Source organism: Dactylosporangium sp. NPDC000555 (genome assembly GCF_040300025.1).
Taxonomy (GTDB): Bacteria; Actinomycetota; Actinomycetes; order Mycobacteriales; family Micromonosporaceae; genus Dactylosporangium.
Map to the genome: position 1 here is coordinate 1 of NZ_JBEPDB010000048.1, position 16518 is coordinate 16518.

13 protein-coding genes are annotated in these 16518 nt (G+C 72.2%); 6 read left to right on the top strand and 7 right to left on the bottom strand.

What is annotated here, in order from left to right; genetic code table 11:
* Nucleotides 1–180: 180 nt before the first annotated feature.
* The 3 genes from ABT297_RS25885 to ABT297_RS25895 form a co-directional block, all read right to left on the bottom strand.
* The gene (locus ABT297_RS25885; protein ID WP_350554110.1) at nt 181–798 is read right to left on the bottom strand and encodes an FMN-binding negative transcriptional regulator; all 618 of its coding nucleotides are present in this window, start codon (nt 796–798) and stop codon (nt 181–183) included.
* 45 nt (nt 799–843) lie between these two features.
* Nucleotides 844–2256, bottom strand: a complete 1413-nt coding sequence (locus tag ABT297_RS25890) for an FAD-dependent oxidoreductase (protein ID WP_350554112.1) — start codon at nt 2254–2256, stop codon at nt 844–846.
* 79 nt (nt 2257–2335) lie between these two features.
* Complete coding sequence (locus ABT297_RS25895) at nt 2336–3484, bottom strand: polysaccharide pyruvyl transferase family protein (protein ID WP_350554114.1); 1149 nt, start codon at nt 3482–3484, stop codon at nt 2336–2338.
* A gap of 98 nt (nt 3485–3582) precedes the next feature.
* Here ABT297_RS25895 and ABT297_RS25900 point away from each other — a divergent pair, with 98 nt between their 5' ends.
* The 4 genes from ABT297_RS25900 (at nt 3583) to ABT297_RS25915 (ending at nt 8886) form a co-directional block, all read left to right on the top strand.
* On the top strand, nt 3583–4599 hold the full coding sequence (locus ABT297_RS25900) for a potassium channel family protein (protein WP_350554116.1): 1017 nt from the start codon (nt 3583–3585) through the stop codon (nt 4597–4599).
* Nucleotides 4600–4609: 10 nt separating this feature from the next.
* Nucleotides 4610–5146, top strand: coding sequence for a hypothetical protein (locus ABT297_RS25905; protein ID WP_350554118.1), 537 nt, complete (start codon nt 4610–4612; stop codon nt 5144–5146).
* A 1304-nt stretch (nt 5147–6450) separates the two neighbouring features.
* A complete protein-coding gene (locus ABT297_RS25910) occupies nt 6451–6999 on the top strand; it encodes a sigma-70 family RNA polymerase sigma factor (RefSeq protein WP_350554120.1) in 549 nt (182 codons plus the stop codon).
* A gap of 1260 nt (nt 7000–8259) precedes the next feature.
* Nucleotides 8260–8886 carry a hypothetical protein gene (locus ABT297_RS25915; protein ID WP_350554122.1) on the top strand — a complete coding sequence of 209 codons (627 nt, stop codon included), beginning with the start codon at nt 8260–8262 and terminating at the stop codon, nt 8884–8886.
* A gap of 18 nt (nt 8887–8904) precedes the next feature.
* On the opposite strand, the gene ABT297_RS25920 is transcribed toward ABT297_RS25915, so the two are convergent.
* A complete protein-coding gene (locus tag ABT297_RS25920; RefSeq protein WP_350554124.1) occupies nt 8905–9870 on the bottom strand; it encodes a pirin family protein in 966 nt (321 codons plus the stop codon).
* A 72-nt stretch (nt 9871–9942) separates the two neighbouring features.
* Between ABT297_RS25920 and ABT297_RS25925 the strand changes: the two genes are divergently transcribed.
* Nucleotides 9943–10509 (top strand): hypothetical protein, encoded by a 567-nt coding sequence (locus ABT297_RS25925; RefSeq protein WP_350554126.1) that lies wholly within the window; start codon nt 9943–9945, stop codon nt 10507–10509.
* 44 nt (nt 10510–10553) lie between these two features.
* Here ABT297_RS25925 and ABT297_RS25930 read toward each other — a convergent pair whose 3' ends face one another.
* Nucleotides 10554–11579 (bottom strand): ROK family protein, encoded by a 1026-nt coding sequence (locus ABT297_RS25930; RefSeq protein WP_350554128.1) that lies wholly within the window; start codon nt 11577–11579, stop codon nt 10554–10556.
* Nucleotides 11580–11670: 91 nt separating this feature from the next.
* Here ABT297_RS25930 and ABT297_RS25935 point away from each other — a divergent pair, with 91 nt between their 5' ends.
* Nucleotides 11671–12576 carry an NADP-dependent oxidoreductase gene (locus ABT297_RS25935; protein ID WP_350554130.1) on the top strand — a complete coding sequence of 302 codons (906 nt, stop codon included), beginning with the start codon at nt 11671–11673 and terminating at the stop codon, nt 12574–12576.
* 1433 nt (nt 12577–14009) lie between these two features.
* Here ABT297_RS25935 and ABT297_RS25940 read toward each other — a convergent pair.
* Nucleotides 14010–14654 (bottom strand): response regulator transcription factor, encoded by a 645-nt coding sequence (locus tag ABT297_RS25940; protein WP_350554134.1) that lies wholly within the window; start codon nt 14652–14654, stop codon nt 14010–14012.
* The gene (locus ABT297_RS25945) at nt 14618–16393 is read right to left on the bottom strand and encodes a sensor histidine kinase (RefSeq protein WP_350554136.1); all 1776 of its coding nucleotides are present in this window, start codon (nt 16391–16393) and stop codon (nt 14618–14620) included. Before ABT297_RS25945 ends, ABT297_RS25940 begins: the two co-directional genes overlap by 37 nt.
* Nucleotides 16394–16518: the final 125 nt, after the last annotated feature.

Below are 16518 nucleotides of genomic sequence, written 5' to 3' on the forward strand. Positions count from 1 at the left end.
GCGGCGTCCGAACTGCATGCGGTGCGCGCGGTGCGGTGCGGGTGAGCGCGGCGCTCGTATGCGGCCTGCGTTTGTGCACGGCGCGGTGGGCGTCGGCGCGGCCTATCAGGCGGACCGTGGCGCAGCCTGGGCCGGCGGGTCGGGCAGCGTGCGGGCCGGGGCAGGCAGCGTGCGGGCGGGTCAGGTCGGCACGCGGCGCAGCAGGTGGGTCCGGGCCTCGGCGTCCATCGGGCCGTTGCGGGCGGCCAAGCGCGCGGCGAGTTCGTGGCGGTGCTCGGGGGTGCGGTTGCCGGCGTACTTGAACTTGCCCGCCACCGACGTGATCGTCAGCTCGATGCCGCGGATGCCGGGCAGCTGGCGGTCGTCGGCGAGCACCGGAACGCGGTCTGTCGTGGGCTGGAACTGGGACAGCTGGCGGCGCAGGATCGCCGCCTTCTCCGCCGGGTCGTCGACGACGCGGACGTCGCACGAGAGCTGGACCGAGGCGTAGTACGAGGTCGGCACGCCCTCGCGGGGGTCGATGCCGGGCTTCGCGTTCCAGTCCGACGGGACGAAGACGTAGTCGCCGATCACCGTGAGCAGGGCCCTCGGGTGCTCCTCCAGGGCCGGCCACACCGGGTTGGGTCGCGCCAGGTGGAGCCACACGCGGGCGTCGCCGTCGAAGGAGAAGTGGGTCGGAACCACGACGGGCAGGTCGCGGTCGCGGCCTGGGGCGATGAGCTGGCCGAAGTCGTGGGCGGCCAGCCATTGCCGCCATTCGGACTCGTCGATCGGAGCATCCCACGGGTGTACCAGCATGTACACCAGGATGCGGAACCTGCGCCGCACATTGAAACGGCCAATCTACGTCGGGAGGCTTGCGCCTTGGGCCCGTAGTACGCGCTGGACTTGTTCGGCCGGGACCTCGCGTGGTGCCTTGCCGATGCGTGACGCCAGCGCCGCGCAGACGCCCGCCGCCTGACCGGTGGCCATGGAGATCGGCATGATCCGGTACGAACTGTGCGCCACATGATCGCCGGAGATGCAGCGGCCGGCCACCAGGAGGCCGTCGGTGTTGCGGGGGAGCAGCGTGCGCAGCGGGATGTCGTAGGAGCGTCCCTGCGGCACGCGGCGCAGGATCGTGCCGGGGCCGTTGGGGTTGTGGATGTCCACCGGGTAGGCGCCCCGCGCGATGACATCGTCGAACGAGCGCGCGCTCAGCACGTCCTCGCCGGTCAGCTGGTAGTCGCCGAGCACCCGGCGCGTCTCGCGGACACCGACCTGCACGCCGCTCTGGATGACATACGACTCGGCGAAGCCCGGCACCCGGTTGTGCAGGAACCGCGCGATCTGCGCGAGCTGGCGGTGCGTGGTCAGCTCGGCCCGGGTCAGGTCCCACACGCTGATGCCGAGGCCGCCGAAGCGCGTGGAGTTGACCGACACCTCGTCCGGGTGCGGCGTCGCGAAGAACAGGATGTCCTCGCGCGGCAGTTCGAGCTCGCCCGCGTCGCGCGCCTGGCGGATCAGGTCCCACAGTCCGTGTACTCCTCTCCACTGGTCGGGGTGCTGGTGTGCGTAGTCGAGGAAGCCCTGCCGATCGAAGTTGCCGACGCGGAACATCAGCGTCATCGGCTGGGTCAGGCCGTCCTCGGGACGGCCGATCTCATAGGGCGCGCCGGCCGCCGCGGCGAGATCGCCGTCGCCGGTGCAATCGACGACGACGTCGGCGTCCAGCACGACCGGGCCGGATTTCGTCTCGAACACGCAGCGCGAACTGCCCTCGGGCAGCGGCATGAGATCCGAGGCGAAGGCATGCAGCAGGAGTCGAACGCCGCAGCCGTGCAGCATGTCGTACGTGACGAGCTTGAAGAGCTCGGGATCAAAAGGCACGGTGTAGCCGGTGCTCGGATCCGGCGGGGTGGCGCCCCCTGCGCGGACCAGGCGATCGAGCAGGGTCCATAGTACACCCGCGACGACGGGCTCGCCTTCGCCGTGATCGGTCGGTAACAGGCGGTTCTCGTTGCCGCCCACGGCCTGTTTGATCTCGTTGTGGAAGCTCATCAGCGGCATGACGAGCGCGGCTGTGGCGTTGCCGCCGAGGAAGCCGTACCGCTCGACGAGGACGACCTCGGCCCCCGCCGCGGCCGCACCCATCGCGGCGCCGAACCCGGCCGGGCCGCCGCCGACCACGAGGACCTCGGTGTGCCCGCCGTGGATGGCCGTTCGTGGCGGCAACCACACCGGTGCGAGCCCGCTCGGCCGCTCCAGCGCGGTCACGCCCGGTCCCGGCGCGGCGCGGCCCGCACCGGGGTTCGAGTCTCCGGACGGCCGGCCCATCCGGTGCGCTCAGGGCCGGTCACGCGCTCACCACCGGCTCCCGGTCGGCGACCGGCGCGATACGGTCCAGCTGCGCGCCCAGGCGTCGCCCCGTCTCGGTCGCGCGCTGGCGCAGCCCCGCGACCCGCGCTGCCATCTCCTCCTGGCGCTGCGGCCGCTCGTCCCACAGGCGGTCGACCTGCGCGATCAGCGGCCCGGCCGCCTCCCGCACGACCCCCATCGGAACCGGCGCGCCGATGCGCTGCGCGAAGTCGAAGACCTTCCCGGCGTACGGCAGTGCCAGCAGCGGTACACCTGAAAGGGCCGCGAAAATCAGGAAGTGCAGTCGCATGCCGACGGCCAGGTCCAGGTGGCGCATCAGGTCCAGCACCTGGCCCGGGCGGTACTCACCGTTGAGCACCCGGCAGTGCTCGGCCGCGGTCATGCGCGAGAGCACGGCGTGTGAATGACGGATGTCGGAGCGCTCCATCGGCACGAAGACCAGCGACGCGTCGAGCCGGTGCACGATGAAGTCCCCGACGTGGGCGAGCAGCTGATGGTACTCGTCGGCGGCCAGGTGCTGCGCGGCGCGGCCCGGTTCGCGTACGCTCATCCCGACCACCCGCCGCCCCGGCGGCAGCGAGTCGCGCAATGCGCCTGCGTCGAACTCTTCCGGCTGCAGCAACAGGGCGGGGTCGGCGGTCACAAAGACGGGCGCGGTCACGCCCGCCTCCTCCAGTGCCACCTTCGACTCGTCGTCGCGGACGGTCACCTCCGTTGCCGCGCCGAGAACGTCACGCGCCATCGTGCAGTCGAGCTCCTCGGTGAGCGGTCCGGCGCCCACCGCATATGTGAAGACCGGCACGCGCTGCTCCTGCGCGGCACGAACGACCCGCAGATAGCGGCGCGCCTCGGTGTCGTAGAGGATCCCGCCGCCGCCGAGGACGAGCAGGTCAAGGCGGGAAAGAGCCGCCGCGGTACGGTCGCGGCCAACGCCCTCCCACGGCGCCACGGTGACGCCGGGGTGCTCCCGTGCGGTGTGCTGGGGGTCGCGGGAGAAGACCAGCAGGTCGGCGTCGGGGCGCCTGGCCCGCAGGTCCGACAGCAGGCTGGCCAGGATCGCCTCGTCGCCGAGGTTGTAGCCACCGTAGGAGCCGAGGATGCCCACTCTCGGGCCATGATCCGACATAACACGCCTCCCCCCTTCGCCGGTGCCCCGAGACCCGGTTCGCCGCAAGCCAATACCCACGGGCGAAGTTGTCACACCCGACGCTTATGGTGGATTTCGTGATCCACCTTCCGGCCGTACGGCGAGGACCGTTACGTGCCATCAGCGCCCGCCTCGGCCTCGCCGTCGCGCTGGTCTTCGCGATCGTATTCATCATCTTCGTCGACCGCAGCGGGTATCGCGATGTCAACGACGACGGGCTGTCGCTGCTCGACTGCTTCTACTACGCGGTCGTGACGCTGTCGACGACCGGGTACGGCGACATCACCCCGGTGTCGGAGACGGCCCGGCTCGTCAACATCGTGGTCATCACCCCGGCGCGTGTGCTGTTCCTGATCATTCTCGTCGGCACCACCCTGGAAGTCCTGACCGACCAGTACCGCACCAACCTCAGATTGCAGCGGTGGAGGAAGCGCGTGAAGAACCACGTCATCGTCTGCGGCTACGGCACCAAGGGCCGTGCGGCCGTCGGCACCCTGCTGGAGAACGGGTTCGACAAGTCACACGTCGTGGTCGTGGAGAGCGACCGCGCCGCGCTGCGCCAGGCGACGTCCGAAGGCCTGGTCGCCATCGAGGGCTCCGCGACCCGCTCGGGTGTGCTGATGGAGGCGCGCGTGCAGGACGCCAAGGCCGTCATCATCGCCACCGACAGCGACGACGCATCGGTGCTGGTCACGCTCACTGTCCGCCAGCTGACCTCGGGCAAGGTGTCGATCATCGCCGCGGCGCGCGAGGCCGAGAACGCTCCCCTGCTGCGCCAGTCCGGCGCGCACCACGTCATCGTCTCCTCCGCGACGGCCGGCCGGCTGCTCGGCCTGTCCACCACCGCGCCGCCGCTCATCGAGGTCGTCGAGGACCTGCTCACGCCGGGTCAGGGCATGGCGCTGGCGATGCGCTCGGCCCGCCGCGACGAGGTGGGCTCCTCACCGCGCGAGCTCAGCGAGCTGGTCATCGCGCTGTTCCGCCGCGGCAAGGTGCTCTCCCTCGCCGAGCCGGGGGGCACCGAGATCCAGACCGGCGACATGATCGTCTACGTCCGCGACGACCGTCCGGAGTCGATCCCCGCCATGCCGTAGGGTTCCACGGATGGCGGCGCGCATCGGGGCACTCATCGCGACCGTCGTGCTGTTGTTGCTGGTGGGGACGCCGGCGGAGGCGCACGGCGGGGCATCGGTGACCATCCACTCCGACGGCCACGGCTCGGTCTGGATCACCGCCCAATGGCAGGACGGCCACCCCATCACCGAACCCACCGCGGTCACCATGACCGCCTCCGCCGACGGTGCCGCCTCGCTCGCCCCGTCCGTGCTGCGGCAGACGGGCGACGGGCGGGGCACTCAGACGTACAGTGGCACCCTGGACCCGGGCGCCTGGCGCGTCGCGATCGACCTTGCCGCCCCGGTCAACGGCCACTGCCAGGCCCTGATCCAGGTGGCATCGGCCGCCGCCACGCCGCAGCCCACCGAGGTCGCCTGCCTGATCCCGGCCAGCGTTCCCTCCGCCGCGGCCGCCCCGCCGGCGTCGCCGGCCGGCGGCAGCCTGACCCCGCTCTGGTTCACCCTGGGCGGCCTGGCCGTGGCGGCCGCAGTGACCGCCGCGGTCCTGGTCCGCCGCCGGTCCTGATTTTTTGTCGTACCCCTGTTCTAAGTTGTTAGCATGACCGAGGTGCTGACAGCGATCGATCCGGCGGAGTGGCGCAACCGGCTGGACTCGATGCTGGACGAGCATCGTCGCCGCCACGCCCGCCGTGCCGCGATCAGGTCGGAGTTCGCCGAGGCGCGTCGCCGCGGCCTGGAGCAGCGCCACGCGGAGCGACTGGCCCGCCTGGACCGCGAGGCGCGCACCGCGGAAGTCACCGCCCACTGGGCCGAGCAGGATGCTCGTACGGCCCGCCCCCGCACTCCCACCGGCGCTCGGACGTCACCGCCCACTGCTCCTGCTTTTGTTCCGGCGCCTCGGTGCGTCGCTCCTGTTCCCGCCGCTGCCTCTGCTCCTGCCGATCTTCAGTCACCTCCGTCCGTTGCCCCTGCTCTCGCTGATCGTTCGGCCCCTTCCACTCCCACTCCCACTCCCACTCCCGCTTCCGCTGCCGGTGCCGGTGCCGCTCCAATGTCTTTGCCCGGTGTTTCTGTTCTGGCCGCTGCTCCTGCTCCCGCCGAGCTTCAGTCACCTCCGGCTGCTGCTGCTCTCGCTGATCCTTCGGCCCCTTTCGCCGTTGCTTCCGCTGCCGCTCCGGTTTCCACGGCCGATGCCGCCCCGGTGTCTCTGTCGGTTCCTGCTGTTTCTGCTGCTGCTCTCGTGCCCGCCGGTGCTAGGCCGCCCGCCTGTGCATCTTCTTTGTCGGCCCGTGCTCCGGCGCCGGCTCACGCTGCTGTGCTCGCCTGTGCATCTTCTGTGTCCGCCCGTGCTCCCGTGCCGCACTCTGTTTGCACGCCGGCCTATGCTCCTGCGTCGACCTGTGCCTGTGCGCCGACCGCTGTTGCCGCGTCGGGCGATGCTCCCGATTCTGGCGCTGTCCCGTTGTCTGCTCCTGTTCCTGCTTCTCTTCGTTCCTCCTCTTCTGCTTCCTCGGCTACTGCCTCTGCTCGTGTGCCTCGGTCGGCGGGTCCTGCGTCTCGGTCGGCGTGGGGGCGTCCTCCCGCGTCCAGCTGGACTCTTGGCCGGGCCGGCTCTCGCTGCGGAGTCCCCGGCCTCGCCGTCGTGCCTGAGGGTGCGGCGTCTTGCTTGGCGGCAGTGCGGAGGGTGTCCGGCCGGCCGCGTTCCTGCAGTTCGCCCCTTGGGCGAGGGCCGCCGGCCTGATCGTCGTGACGTCGCCGGGCCGGACGGGGTTCCGGTTCGGATTTCAACCGGTTCTGCGGTGGCCTCGCGCGCTACGACCAGGTGAGGCGGAAGGAGGATTGTCAGCCTGGGGCGCTAGGCTCGCTGCCGTGACTGGTGAGGCCGACGGCGAGGCGGATGCGGCAACCGCGGCACTGCTGGCCGCGCGGACCGGCGACGAGCGGGCTGCGGCCGCCTTCGTGCGGGCGACGCAGACAGAGGTGTGGCGGTTCGTCGCCGCGCTGGTCGGGGTGGCGCATGCCGATGACGTGACGCAGGACACCTACCTGCGCGCGTTCCGAGCCATGCCCGAGTTCGCGGGCCGCTCCTCGGCGAGGACCTGGGTGTTGGCCATAGCGCGCCGGGCGTGCGCTGACCAGGTGCGTGCGGCGGTCCGTGCGCGCAGGTTGGAGGCCCGGGTCGTGGCCGAGCCGACGACGCTGGCCGAAGGCGACCACGCTGGCCTGCACGCCACGAACGCCCTGGTCGGTGCCCTTCCCGCCGAGCGCCGCGTGGCGTTCGTCCTGACGCAGGTGCTCGGCGTCTCGTACGCGGAGGCCGCTGAGATCGAGGACGTCCCGGTCGGCACGATCCGCTCCCGCGTCGCGCGGGCCCGAGCCGACCTCGTCGCCGCGATTGCGGCCGCCCGGGCCGGATGAGCCGGTACCGCCCGAGCGACCCCCCACCGCGACCGCCGTCAGGTCCGCGGCTTTCGCCGCCGCGTCGCCGCACTGCGCGCCTCTTGCCGCCCCCGCCCCATCGCGCCATCCGCCGGTCACGCCGCGCGCTGTCCAGTCACGCGGCGTCCGTCAGTCACGCGGCGTCCGTCAGTCACGCGGCGTCCGTCAGTGGCGCGGCGTCCGTCAGTGGCGCGGCTCGTTGGTTGCGCTGGTCGTTGGTCGGTTGCGCCGTGAGCGCTGGTGTTTGTGTGGCGTCGTTGGTTGGGTGTGTCGTGTTAGTCGTCGGTGGTGTCGCGCTGCTCGGTGCTTGTGTCACGCGACTCGGGGCTCATGTCGTGCTGCTCGGTGCTCGCGCCGGTCGTTGGTTGGTTGCGCCGGGGGGGTTGGTGTTTGTGTGGCGCCGTTGGTTGGGTGTGCCGTGTTAGCCGTCGGCGGTGTCGCGCTGCTCGGTGCTCGTATCGCGCTGATTGCTGCTCATGTCGTGCCGCTCGGTGCTCGCGCTTGTCGTTGGTTGGTTGTGCCGTGGGCGCTGGTGTTCGTGCGTCCTTGGTCATGGATGAGTCCACGACCGCGCTGGACGTGGTCATGCGGCGGCAGATCCTCGGGTGCGTCGTGCTGCTCGTTGATCGTGGTGGGGCGGCCTTGGGGGCGAGGGACCGGTGGCGGTGGCGCCGCAGGGATTGTCGTCTGGGCGGTGCGGTGGCTTTGGGGCGGCCAGGCGTCGTCGGGGGTTGGGCGGAGGCCCGGGTGGCCTTGCCGGTCGTTGCCGTTTATAGGCATCGGGGCGGGTGCGCGTTGGCGGTGGGATCTCGATGGCCAGATTGTCGGGTGGGAGGGCTCGTGATTCGTGACTTGTGGTTGCGGGGTCTCTGGCGGTGGGTGGTCGCCGTTGGTGTCGGGGTCGGGGCGGTTCTCGTGTACGGGACTCCCGCCGCGGCGCATGGGGCCGATGCGCCCGTTGCGGTTGGATACGTCGTGCGGGTCGAGTCGGTTTCCGTTGCTGGGGTTTCTGTTCGGGCCGTCGACGGGGGCGCGCGGCTTGAGCTAGCGAATCATTCTGGGCGGGAAGTTGTCGTGCTCGGGCTGCAAGGGGAGCAGTTTCTTCGCGTCACTGCCGATGGGGTGGACGAGAATCGTAAGGCGCCTACCTGGTTTGCCAGCCGGGCGTTGCGTGGGGGCGGCACCGGCGGGGATACCTCGGCGGCGCCCGAGTGGCATCGGGTCGCGTCTGAGCCCCGGGTGCGGTGGCATGACGAGCGGGCGCGCGATCTTCCGGCGCGGGTCTGGAGCGTTCCGCTGCTCGTGGACCAGCGGGAGGCGGGGATTGTGCGCGGTACCGTCGCGGAGGCCGAAACACCCCAAACGGGCTGGTGGTGGGCGGGCGCGCTGCTCGCCGGCGTGGGCGTCGGGCTGCTGTGGCGGTGGCGCGGCGCGCTGGCGGCGGTTGCGGTCGTCGGTGGCGGGATCGTGGCCGGGTGGATCGTGGCGTCCGCGTGGCTCGCCGCCTCGCCGGCCGACGGGGTCGGGGTGCAGCTGCTGGCGCGACTGTGGCCGCTGGTGACCGGGGTCGGGGTGGTCGCGGCCGGAATCCTGTTGCTGCGCAAGCGGGTCGACATCGTCGTGGGTATCGCGGGGGCCTGTCTTGCGGTGATGGTCGGGTTCGGGAACTCGGCCGTGTTCCGGTACGGGACGCTCGCCGGGCCGTCCTGGGGGAGATGGGCCGTCGTCGTTGCGCTCGCCGCGGGGATGGGGCTGGCCGTGGCCGGGGGAGTGCGGTGGTACCAGGCGACCGGCGAACCGGCGGACGTCGAAGGAGCGGAGCGCCCGGTGAGCGCCGAGGCGGGAGCGGCGCCCGGTGAGGGCTGAAGCGGATCCAGGAGTCGTTCAGTGCTCTCTGTAGCGGGGGCGCGGCAGCAGCCGGGTGGTCGGTAGTGGCGGGGCGGGCAGCGGCTCCTCGCCGCCCGGTACCGTGCCGAAGCGGTCCGAGCCCCGCATCCACTCCTCGCGCGCCTCGACGATCTCCTCGTGGGAGCGGCCGACGAAGTTCCACCACATGACGAGCTCCTCCTCGAACGGGACGCCGCCGAGCAGGAACAGGCGCGAGCGCTCCCCGGTCTCGAGGCGGAGGGTGTCGCGGTGGGCGCCGAGGTACAGCAGCGAACCGGGAGCCACGTCGACCCCCTCGACGCGCGCGGTGCCTTCGGTGACGACGACGGCGTGCTCGAAGTCGGCCCGCACGCGGATGTCGGTGCGGGCGTGCTCACTCAGCTCGATGTCGGCGCCGAGGAGCTCGCTGTGGACCTCGGCGGGGGACGCGACGCCCTCGAGCTCACCGACAGCGATCCGGATTCTCGCCGATCCATCCGAAATCTCGGGTAGATCGGCGAGGTGCTGAAATGCCGGGACGCGGTGGCGGCTCTCCTGTGGCAGCGCGACCCACAGCTGCAGGCCGTGCAGCACCGGCGGCTTGTCGGTCGGCGAGTTCTCCGAGTGGGCGATGCCGCGCCCGGACGTCATGATGTTGAGCTGGCCAGGGTAGATGACCTGGTCGGAGCCGAGGCTGTCGCGGTGGCGTACCTCGCCGCCGAGCAACCAGCTCACGGTCTGCAGCCCGATGTGCGGATGCGGCGGTACGCGCATGCCGGGCCGCCCGGTCACGTCCTCGGGCCCGAAGTGGTCGAGGAAGCACCACGCCCCGACGGTGCGCCGGGCCTTGTTGGGCAGGCTGCGCCGGACGACGGTGTACCGCCCGAGGGGTACGTCACGCCCTTCGAGCAGCTCGGCGCACGGCTCGGTCTCGGTCTCGACGGGCAGGTCCACCTCGGCCGGCCGGCCTTCCAGGTTGCTCACCCCGTCGATTCTCCCAGCACTCTATGCGGATCTTGCGTCGCGTAGACGGTACACCGGGGTAATTTGTCCGATGTGGTGGGACTTGTCGCCGCGCTGCTCGCCGTGCTGGTCGCCGGGGCGGGGGCGTACGTGGCGTGGCGGGCGCTGCAGGCGGCCCGGCGGGGCGCCGAAGCCGTGACGGACCTGGTCGCGGCGCACCGGCTCGCCGGCGACCGGGCCGACGCGGAGCGGGTGTGTGCCTGGGCGGTGAGCGAACGGGAGACCTTCGAGCGGATCATCACGCGCGGTGTGGTGGGCGCCGCGGTGCGCAATGCGTCGCAGACGCCCGTGTACGACCTGGAGATAGTCTTCCGCGATCCGCCGGCCGCCTGGACCGCGATCCGGCGGGTGCGCATCGTGCCGCCCGCCGAGCAGCCGGAGGTGTACGCCGGGTTCGACCAGGAGGAGACCAACGGCCCCGTCGACCGGGACCGGATCAACGACGACGGTACGATCCGGCTCGCGCCCTCCGCGGACATGCACGTCGAGCTGCGCTTCACCGACGCGCGCGGCCGGCGATGGCAGCGCGACGACAAGGGCCGGCTGAACCTCCTGGCCGAGAACGTGGCCCGGGCCCCGGCGCCGGTCGAGACGGTCTGACGCACCAACGGCGGCAGCGTGGAAGCGGCCCAGGGCGTGACGGTCTAGACCACTACCGTGCCTGCGGCGGCGATCGCGGCGCCCCTCGCGCCGGCCATGTCGCGCTCCGGGACCAGGGCGAAGTGCGCCACCGCGGCCTGCTCCTCGCGGAGCAGGGAGTGCTCGCGTACGCGGGACAGGAACCAGTCGCGGAAATGCGGCGCCGCCTCGACCACGCCGCCGCCGACGAAGTAGCAGTCGGGGTCGGTGAAGTTGGCCGCGATGGTGAAGAGGCGGCCGAGGCTCATGGCCTGCTGTTCGAAGATTTTCAGGGCCAGCTCGTCGCCCTGTTCGCCGTACGAGCGGACCTGCTTCGCGGCGGCCTTGACGGAGTCGGCCTGGTGGAGCGGGTGGTCCGGGTACCGGGTGAGCCAATACGGCAGCAGGTTGCGCACGATGCCGGTCAGGGACGAGACGCTCTCGACGTCGCCGAGGAAGCCACACCCGCAGCTGGGCAGGGGCTGGCCCTCCTCGAGCAGGCCGTGCATCGGAATGTGTACGTGGCCGAGCTCACCCGCCATGCCGGCCGCGCCCTTGACGACCTTGCCCTGCTCGATGACGCCACCGCCCAGGCCGGTGCCGACGATCGCGGAGACCGAGGACTTGATGTGGGCGTTGGCGCCGAAGTACACATGGTGGGCGTAGAGCGCGGCCGCGTTGCCGTCGTTGTTGTACACGACCGGGAGGCCGAGCCGCTCCTCCAGCGCGCCGCGGAAGTCGAAGCCCCACCAGGCGGGCTGCGAGAAGTTGGTCGCGCCCTTGGAGGAGATGACGCCGTTGGCGCTGGCTGGGCCGGGCGTGTCGAGGCCGACGGCGACGACGCGGGAGCGGTCCACCTTGGTCACGACCAGGATGTTCTCGAACGCCCCGGCGAGCGAGTCCACGGCGGCCTCGGGGCCGTCGAGCACCCGGCTCGGCACCTCCACCAGCCCGTCAACCAGGAACGAGCCCTCGTGATCGAGCACCGTGGCATTGTTCGCGGTGCCGCCGTTGTCAAGCCCGACAACGACCCAGTCCTTCGCGTTCACCATCGTCCGACTCCCTGAGAACATCCGCGCGGCATGCACGCTACCGCATTTTCTGTTGACCTCAACCGGGCTTGAGCTCGCACAGTGGGTACCCATGAGAGCCGCAGCGTTTGCAGAGCCGGGCCCGCCGGACGTCCTTCGCACCCTCGACCTGCCCAAACCCCAGGCCGGCCCGGGCCAGGTGCGGGTGCGGGTCATGGCGGCCGGCGTCCAGCCGTTCGACGCGAGTCTGCGCCGGGGCTGGGTCCCGCCGTACGCGCCCGTGACCCTGCCCCAGATCCCCGGCAACGAGTTCGCGGGCGTCGTCGACCAGGGCACACCGGAGATCCCCGTCGGCAGCGAGGTGCTGGGCTTCAGCGTGTTCAACGCCTACGCGGAGTACATCGTCGTCGCCGCCGACCAGGTCGCGCTGAAGCCGCCGGGCGTGTCGTGGGAGGTGGCCGGCGGCTTCACGGCCGGCTGGCAGACCGCCCGCCTCGCCCTGTCCGCGATCGGCGTCGGCCCCGGCGACACCGTGCTCATCAACGCGGCCGCGGGCTCGACCGGCACGGCCGGCGTCCAGTTCGCCCGCCTCCTCGGAGCCTCCGTCATCGGTACCGCGAGCGAATCCAACCAGGACTATGTGCGCTCTCTCGGCGCGATTCCCGTGGTGTACGGCAAGGGCCTGGCCGCCCGCGTCCGCGCCCTGGCACCGCAAGGCGTGACGGCCGCGATCGACGGCGCCGGGGGCGAGGCCCTCGAGACGTCCCTGGAACTCGTCGCGGACCGCAAGCGGATCATCACCCTGGTGGCGCACGACCGAATCGAGGAGCTCGGCCTCGGCAGCATCCAGGGCCGCCGCAGCGCCGAGGCCCTGTCCGAGCTCATCGCCCTGTACGCGGCCGGCGAAACGACATGGCACGTCCGCCGCGTGTACCCGCTCTCCGAGGCCGCCGAGGCCCACCGCGAGATCGAGACCGGCCACGGCCGCGGCAAGATCGTCCTATCCATACCGGACTAGAACCGCGGATGTCGCCGGGCGTCCGGATCTTCGCGGCGGCGTGCCGACAAGTGGGCTGCCTGAACTTGCCTGCTGGCTTCATCCCGATCCGGCAGAGACTGCCGCTACGGCACGTACTGGGTACCCGCCCTGCTCGAACTGATCCATAGGCACGAACCACCAGCTCGGTAAGGCGCGGTCCGCCTGTCTGGAGCCGACATGTCCGTCCAACCGGGCCTGCCTGGCCACGGGCCCTTGCATATCAGCTGTCATGCCCCACGGCGGTGTGGCCCCCGCGAAGGCGTAGCCGCTACGGACGGTATGCCCGCGCGTCGCCGGTGCGGCTCTGCGGTGGTGTAGCCGGCGCGATGGCACAGCTCCCGCAGCGGCGCCGTGCCCGCAGGGGCGCGGTGTGGCCCGGCGGCGGTGTGGCCCCGCGATGGATGCCCGCTGCAGCGGCGCCGTGCCCGCGCGGCTGTGGTGTGGCCCGGCGCCGGTGTGGGCGCCGCGATGGATGACCCCTGCGGCGGCGTAGCCCGGCGGCGCTGTGGCCCCGCAGTGGCGCTGTGCCCGCGCGGGCGCGTGTGCCCCACACCCGCGCGATGGCATGGCTCCTGCAGCGGTGTGGCCCCGCAGTGGCGCTGTGCCCGCGCGGCGTGGTTTGGCTCGGAGCCGGTGTGGGCGCCGCGATGGATTACCCCGGTGGCGGCGTGGCCGGCGGCGTTGTGGCCCCCGCAGCGGGGCTGTGCCCGCGCGGGCGCGGTGCGGTCCGACGGCGGGTGCGGCCCCCGCGATGGCATGGCTCCTGCAGTGGTGTGACCCCCGCAGTGGCGCTGTACCTGCGCGGCGTGGTGTGGCTCGGCTCCGGTGTGGCCGCCGCGATGGATGACCCCCGGCGGCGTGGCCCGGCTGCGGCGCTGTGGTCCCGTAGCGGCGGTGTGCCCGAGCGGTTGCTGCGTGGTCCAGCAGCGGTATGCCCGCGCGGCGACTGTGTGGTCCGGTGGTGGGTGTTTCCCCCGCGATGGCGTAGCCGCTGCGGCGGTGTGGCCCCGGCGCGGCGGTGGTGGCGGTGTGGTCCCCGCGATGGTGTGGTGCCTACGGCGGTGCGGCCCGGCGGCGGGTGTGGTCCCGCGGGCGTCTCTCCGCAGCGGTGCCCCACGGCGGGTGCCCACGGCGGGTACCCCGCGGCGGCGAGGCCGAGCCGGACGAACGCCACGCGACCAAGCACGGATCCCGGCCCCGTGTCCCGTCCAGCAAAGCCACAGAGCGCAGCGATGCCGCCGAGGGAGCAGGTGCCCTGGCCAGCGAAGCGCCGCCAGTGCCGATGCGCAGTGAGGCATGGGGGGTGCGGGGTGGGAACCCCCTGCCGCGCCGCGCCGAAGGCGCCGCCAGGCAGCTGACAGCGGGTGCGGGGTGGGAACCCCCTGCCGCGCCGCGCCGAAGGCGCCGCCAAGCTAAAAGCTGCGCTGTAGGTGAGCCAGCACGGCCAGGACTCGACGGTTGTCGTCGTCCGAGATCGGCAGGTTCAGTTTGCCAAAGATGCTCGCGATGTGTTTGCCCACCGCGCTCTCGCTCAGGAACAGCTGCTTCGCGATCGCGGCGTTCGAGCGGCCCTCCGCCATCAGCGTCAGGACCTCGCGCTCGCGCGGCGTCAGGGTGCCCGACTGCGGGGTCGGGCGGGAGACCAGCTTGGCGATCACCGACGGGTCCATGACCGTACCGCCGGAGGCCACGCGGCGTACGGCGTCGATGAACTGGTCCGCGTTGAACACCCGGTCCTTGAGCAGGTACCCGACCGCGCCCGTGCCGTCGGCGAGCAGCTCCCGGGCGTACAGCTGCTCGACGTGCTGCGAGAGCACGAGCACCGGCAGGCCCGGGACCTCGCGGCGGGCGGCCAGGGCGGCCTGCAGGCCCTCGTCGGTGAAGCTCGGCGGCAGCCGCACGTCGACGACGGCCACGTCGGGGCGGTGCGAGAGCAGGGCCTCGAGCAGGGCCGGGCCGGTGTCGACGGCCGCCACGATCTCGAAGCCGTGGCTCTGCAGCAGCAGGACCATGCCGTCCCTCAGGAGGTAGAGGTCTTCGGCGAGGACAACGCGCAAGGCACCTCCAGCGTGGCGACGGTCGGCCCGCCGCCGGGGCTGTTGACGGCGAGCGTTCCGTCGAAGGTACCCAACCGCCGCTCGATCCCGCGCAGCCCCGTGCCCCGCGACGGGTCGGCGCCGCCCTCGCCGTCGTCGGTGACGGTGACGCGCAGCCGGCCCTCGCGGTGGCGGATGTCGACCGTGACGTGCTCGGCGTGGCCGTGCCGGACGGCGTTGGCCAGCAGCTCGCTGACCGCGAAGTACGCCGCCGACTCCACCGGCGCGGGGAGCCGGCCCGTGAGGCGGCCGGCGACGGTGACCTCGGCCGCGGTGTCCAGGGCGAGGGCGCGTACCGCGTCGGGCAGGCCGCGCTCCGACAGCACCGGCGGGTGGATGCCGCGGACGAGGTCGCGCAGCTCGGTCAGCGCCGCCTGCGACGTCTCCCGCGCCTGCGCCACGAGGCGCCGGGCGGCGGCCGGGTCGGTGTCCATGAGCCGCTCGATCGCGCCGAGGGTCAGGCCGACCGAGATGAGCCGCGCCTGGGCGCCGTCGTGCAGGTCGCGCTCGATGCGGCGGACCTCGGCGGCCTGGGCGTCCACGGCGTCGGCGCGGGACTGGGTGAGCCGCTCCACGCGCCGCCGCAGCTGCTCCTTGGCCGTCGGCCGCAGCAGCAGCGGGGTCCAGCGCGACACCAGCCGCAGCACCGCCGGCGCCACCGCGAGCGCCCCGGCCGTCAGCAGCACGCCGGCGACGAGCCCGGCGGTGCGGTTGCCGGCGACGGCGCCGTACCAGGTGTTCCACTCGGCGTCGAACGCCTGCGTCCACACCCATGGCAGCGCCAGGCCGAAGGCGCCGTACACGCCGGCCAGCGTCGGTATGCCGGCCAGCACCCCGGTGACGACCGCGTCGGCGCCCAGCCACGCGAGGTCCCGCCAGGTGGCCGGGTCGTGCCAGACCCACTGCCAGCGCGCGTTGAACTCCGCCATGCCCTCGGTCTTGTACAGCGACTTGTGGACCCGGTAGAGCCCGTCCGCGCGCAGCTCGGGGCGCAGCCGAGGGGTGTACGGGCGCTCGACGGGCTCGCCGGCCCACCCGGCGTACTGCCGGCGGAGATTGGCCAGCCAGCGGAAGTGCGTGAACCCGACCGGGATCAGGAAGATGATGCCCAGGCCGAAGCCGAGCGTGAAGCAGACGAGGGTGACCGCGAGCTGCGCCACCTGCAGCACCGCGCTGAGGAAGAGCAGGCCGCAGCGGGCCCAGGCGAGCAGGATGCGGTCGGTGCGCCGAGGCCGCTTCACCCGCGTCGCCGGGCGCAGCAGGCAGGCGCTCCACGCGGCGACGCCGCGCACGGCCCACGGCGCGACCGGCAGCCCGATGGGCACGACGAGCAGCACGACGAGCGGGAACCACAGCTGCCAGGTCAGGTCGCGGCACGTCGCCGGGTCGTTGACCATCCACTCCAGCCGGTGCATGTAGTTCGGGAACCACGGGCTGCGGTACAGGGTCCGGTCGTGCCGGTACAGCCCCTCCTCGTCCGGCTCGGGCGGCGGCGGGGGCGCCTGGTAGGGCTCGGGGATCTCGCGGCCGAGCCAGGCGCCGAACTGTGCCCGCCGGCGGTTGGTGCTCACCCGGGCGAGCCGCAGGCCGGTGATGACGCCGGCCGCGAGCGGCAGCACCGAGCCGACGAACTGGACGAGGACGAGCACCGCCAGTCCGAGCAACTGCGCGCTGCGGGCCAGCGCCCTCATGTAGGTCATGGCCACCAGCATCCTTCCCGCGCGCCCAGCGGACATCGACCCTGGCTACCGGAGCGGGGTGTAGTTATCCCCACCCCCGCTCGGTGCCCAGCGTCATTCTGCCGTGCCGCGGAAATCGGGAGAGT

Coding starts and splice junctions, on each gene's coding strand:
- ABT297_RS25885 (WP_350554110.1), bottom strand. CDS start 798: ATGCTGGTACACCCGTGGGATGCTCCGATCGACGAGTCCGAATGGCGG.
- ABT297_RS25895 (WP_350554114.1), bottom strand. CDS start 3,484: ATGTCGGATCATGGCCCGAGAGTGGGCATCCTCGGCTCCTACGGTGGC.
- ABT297_RS25905 (WP_350554118.1), top strand. CDS start 4,610: ATGGCGGCGCGCATCGGGGCACTCATCGCGACCGTCGTGCTGTTGTTG.
- ABT297_RS25930 (WP_350554128.1), bottom strand. CDS start 11,579: ATGGTGAACGCGAAGGACTGGGTCGTTGTCGGGCTTGACAACGGCGGC.
- ABT297_RS25935 (WP_350554130.1), top strand. CDS start 11,671: ATGAGAGCCGCAGCGTTTGCAGAGCCGGGCCCGCCGGACGTCCTTCGC.
- ABT297_RS25945 (WP_350554136.1), bottom strand. CDS start 16,393: ATGACCTACATGAGGGCGCTGGCCCGCAGCGCGCAGTTGCTCGGACTG.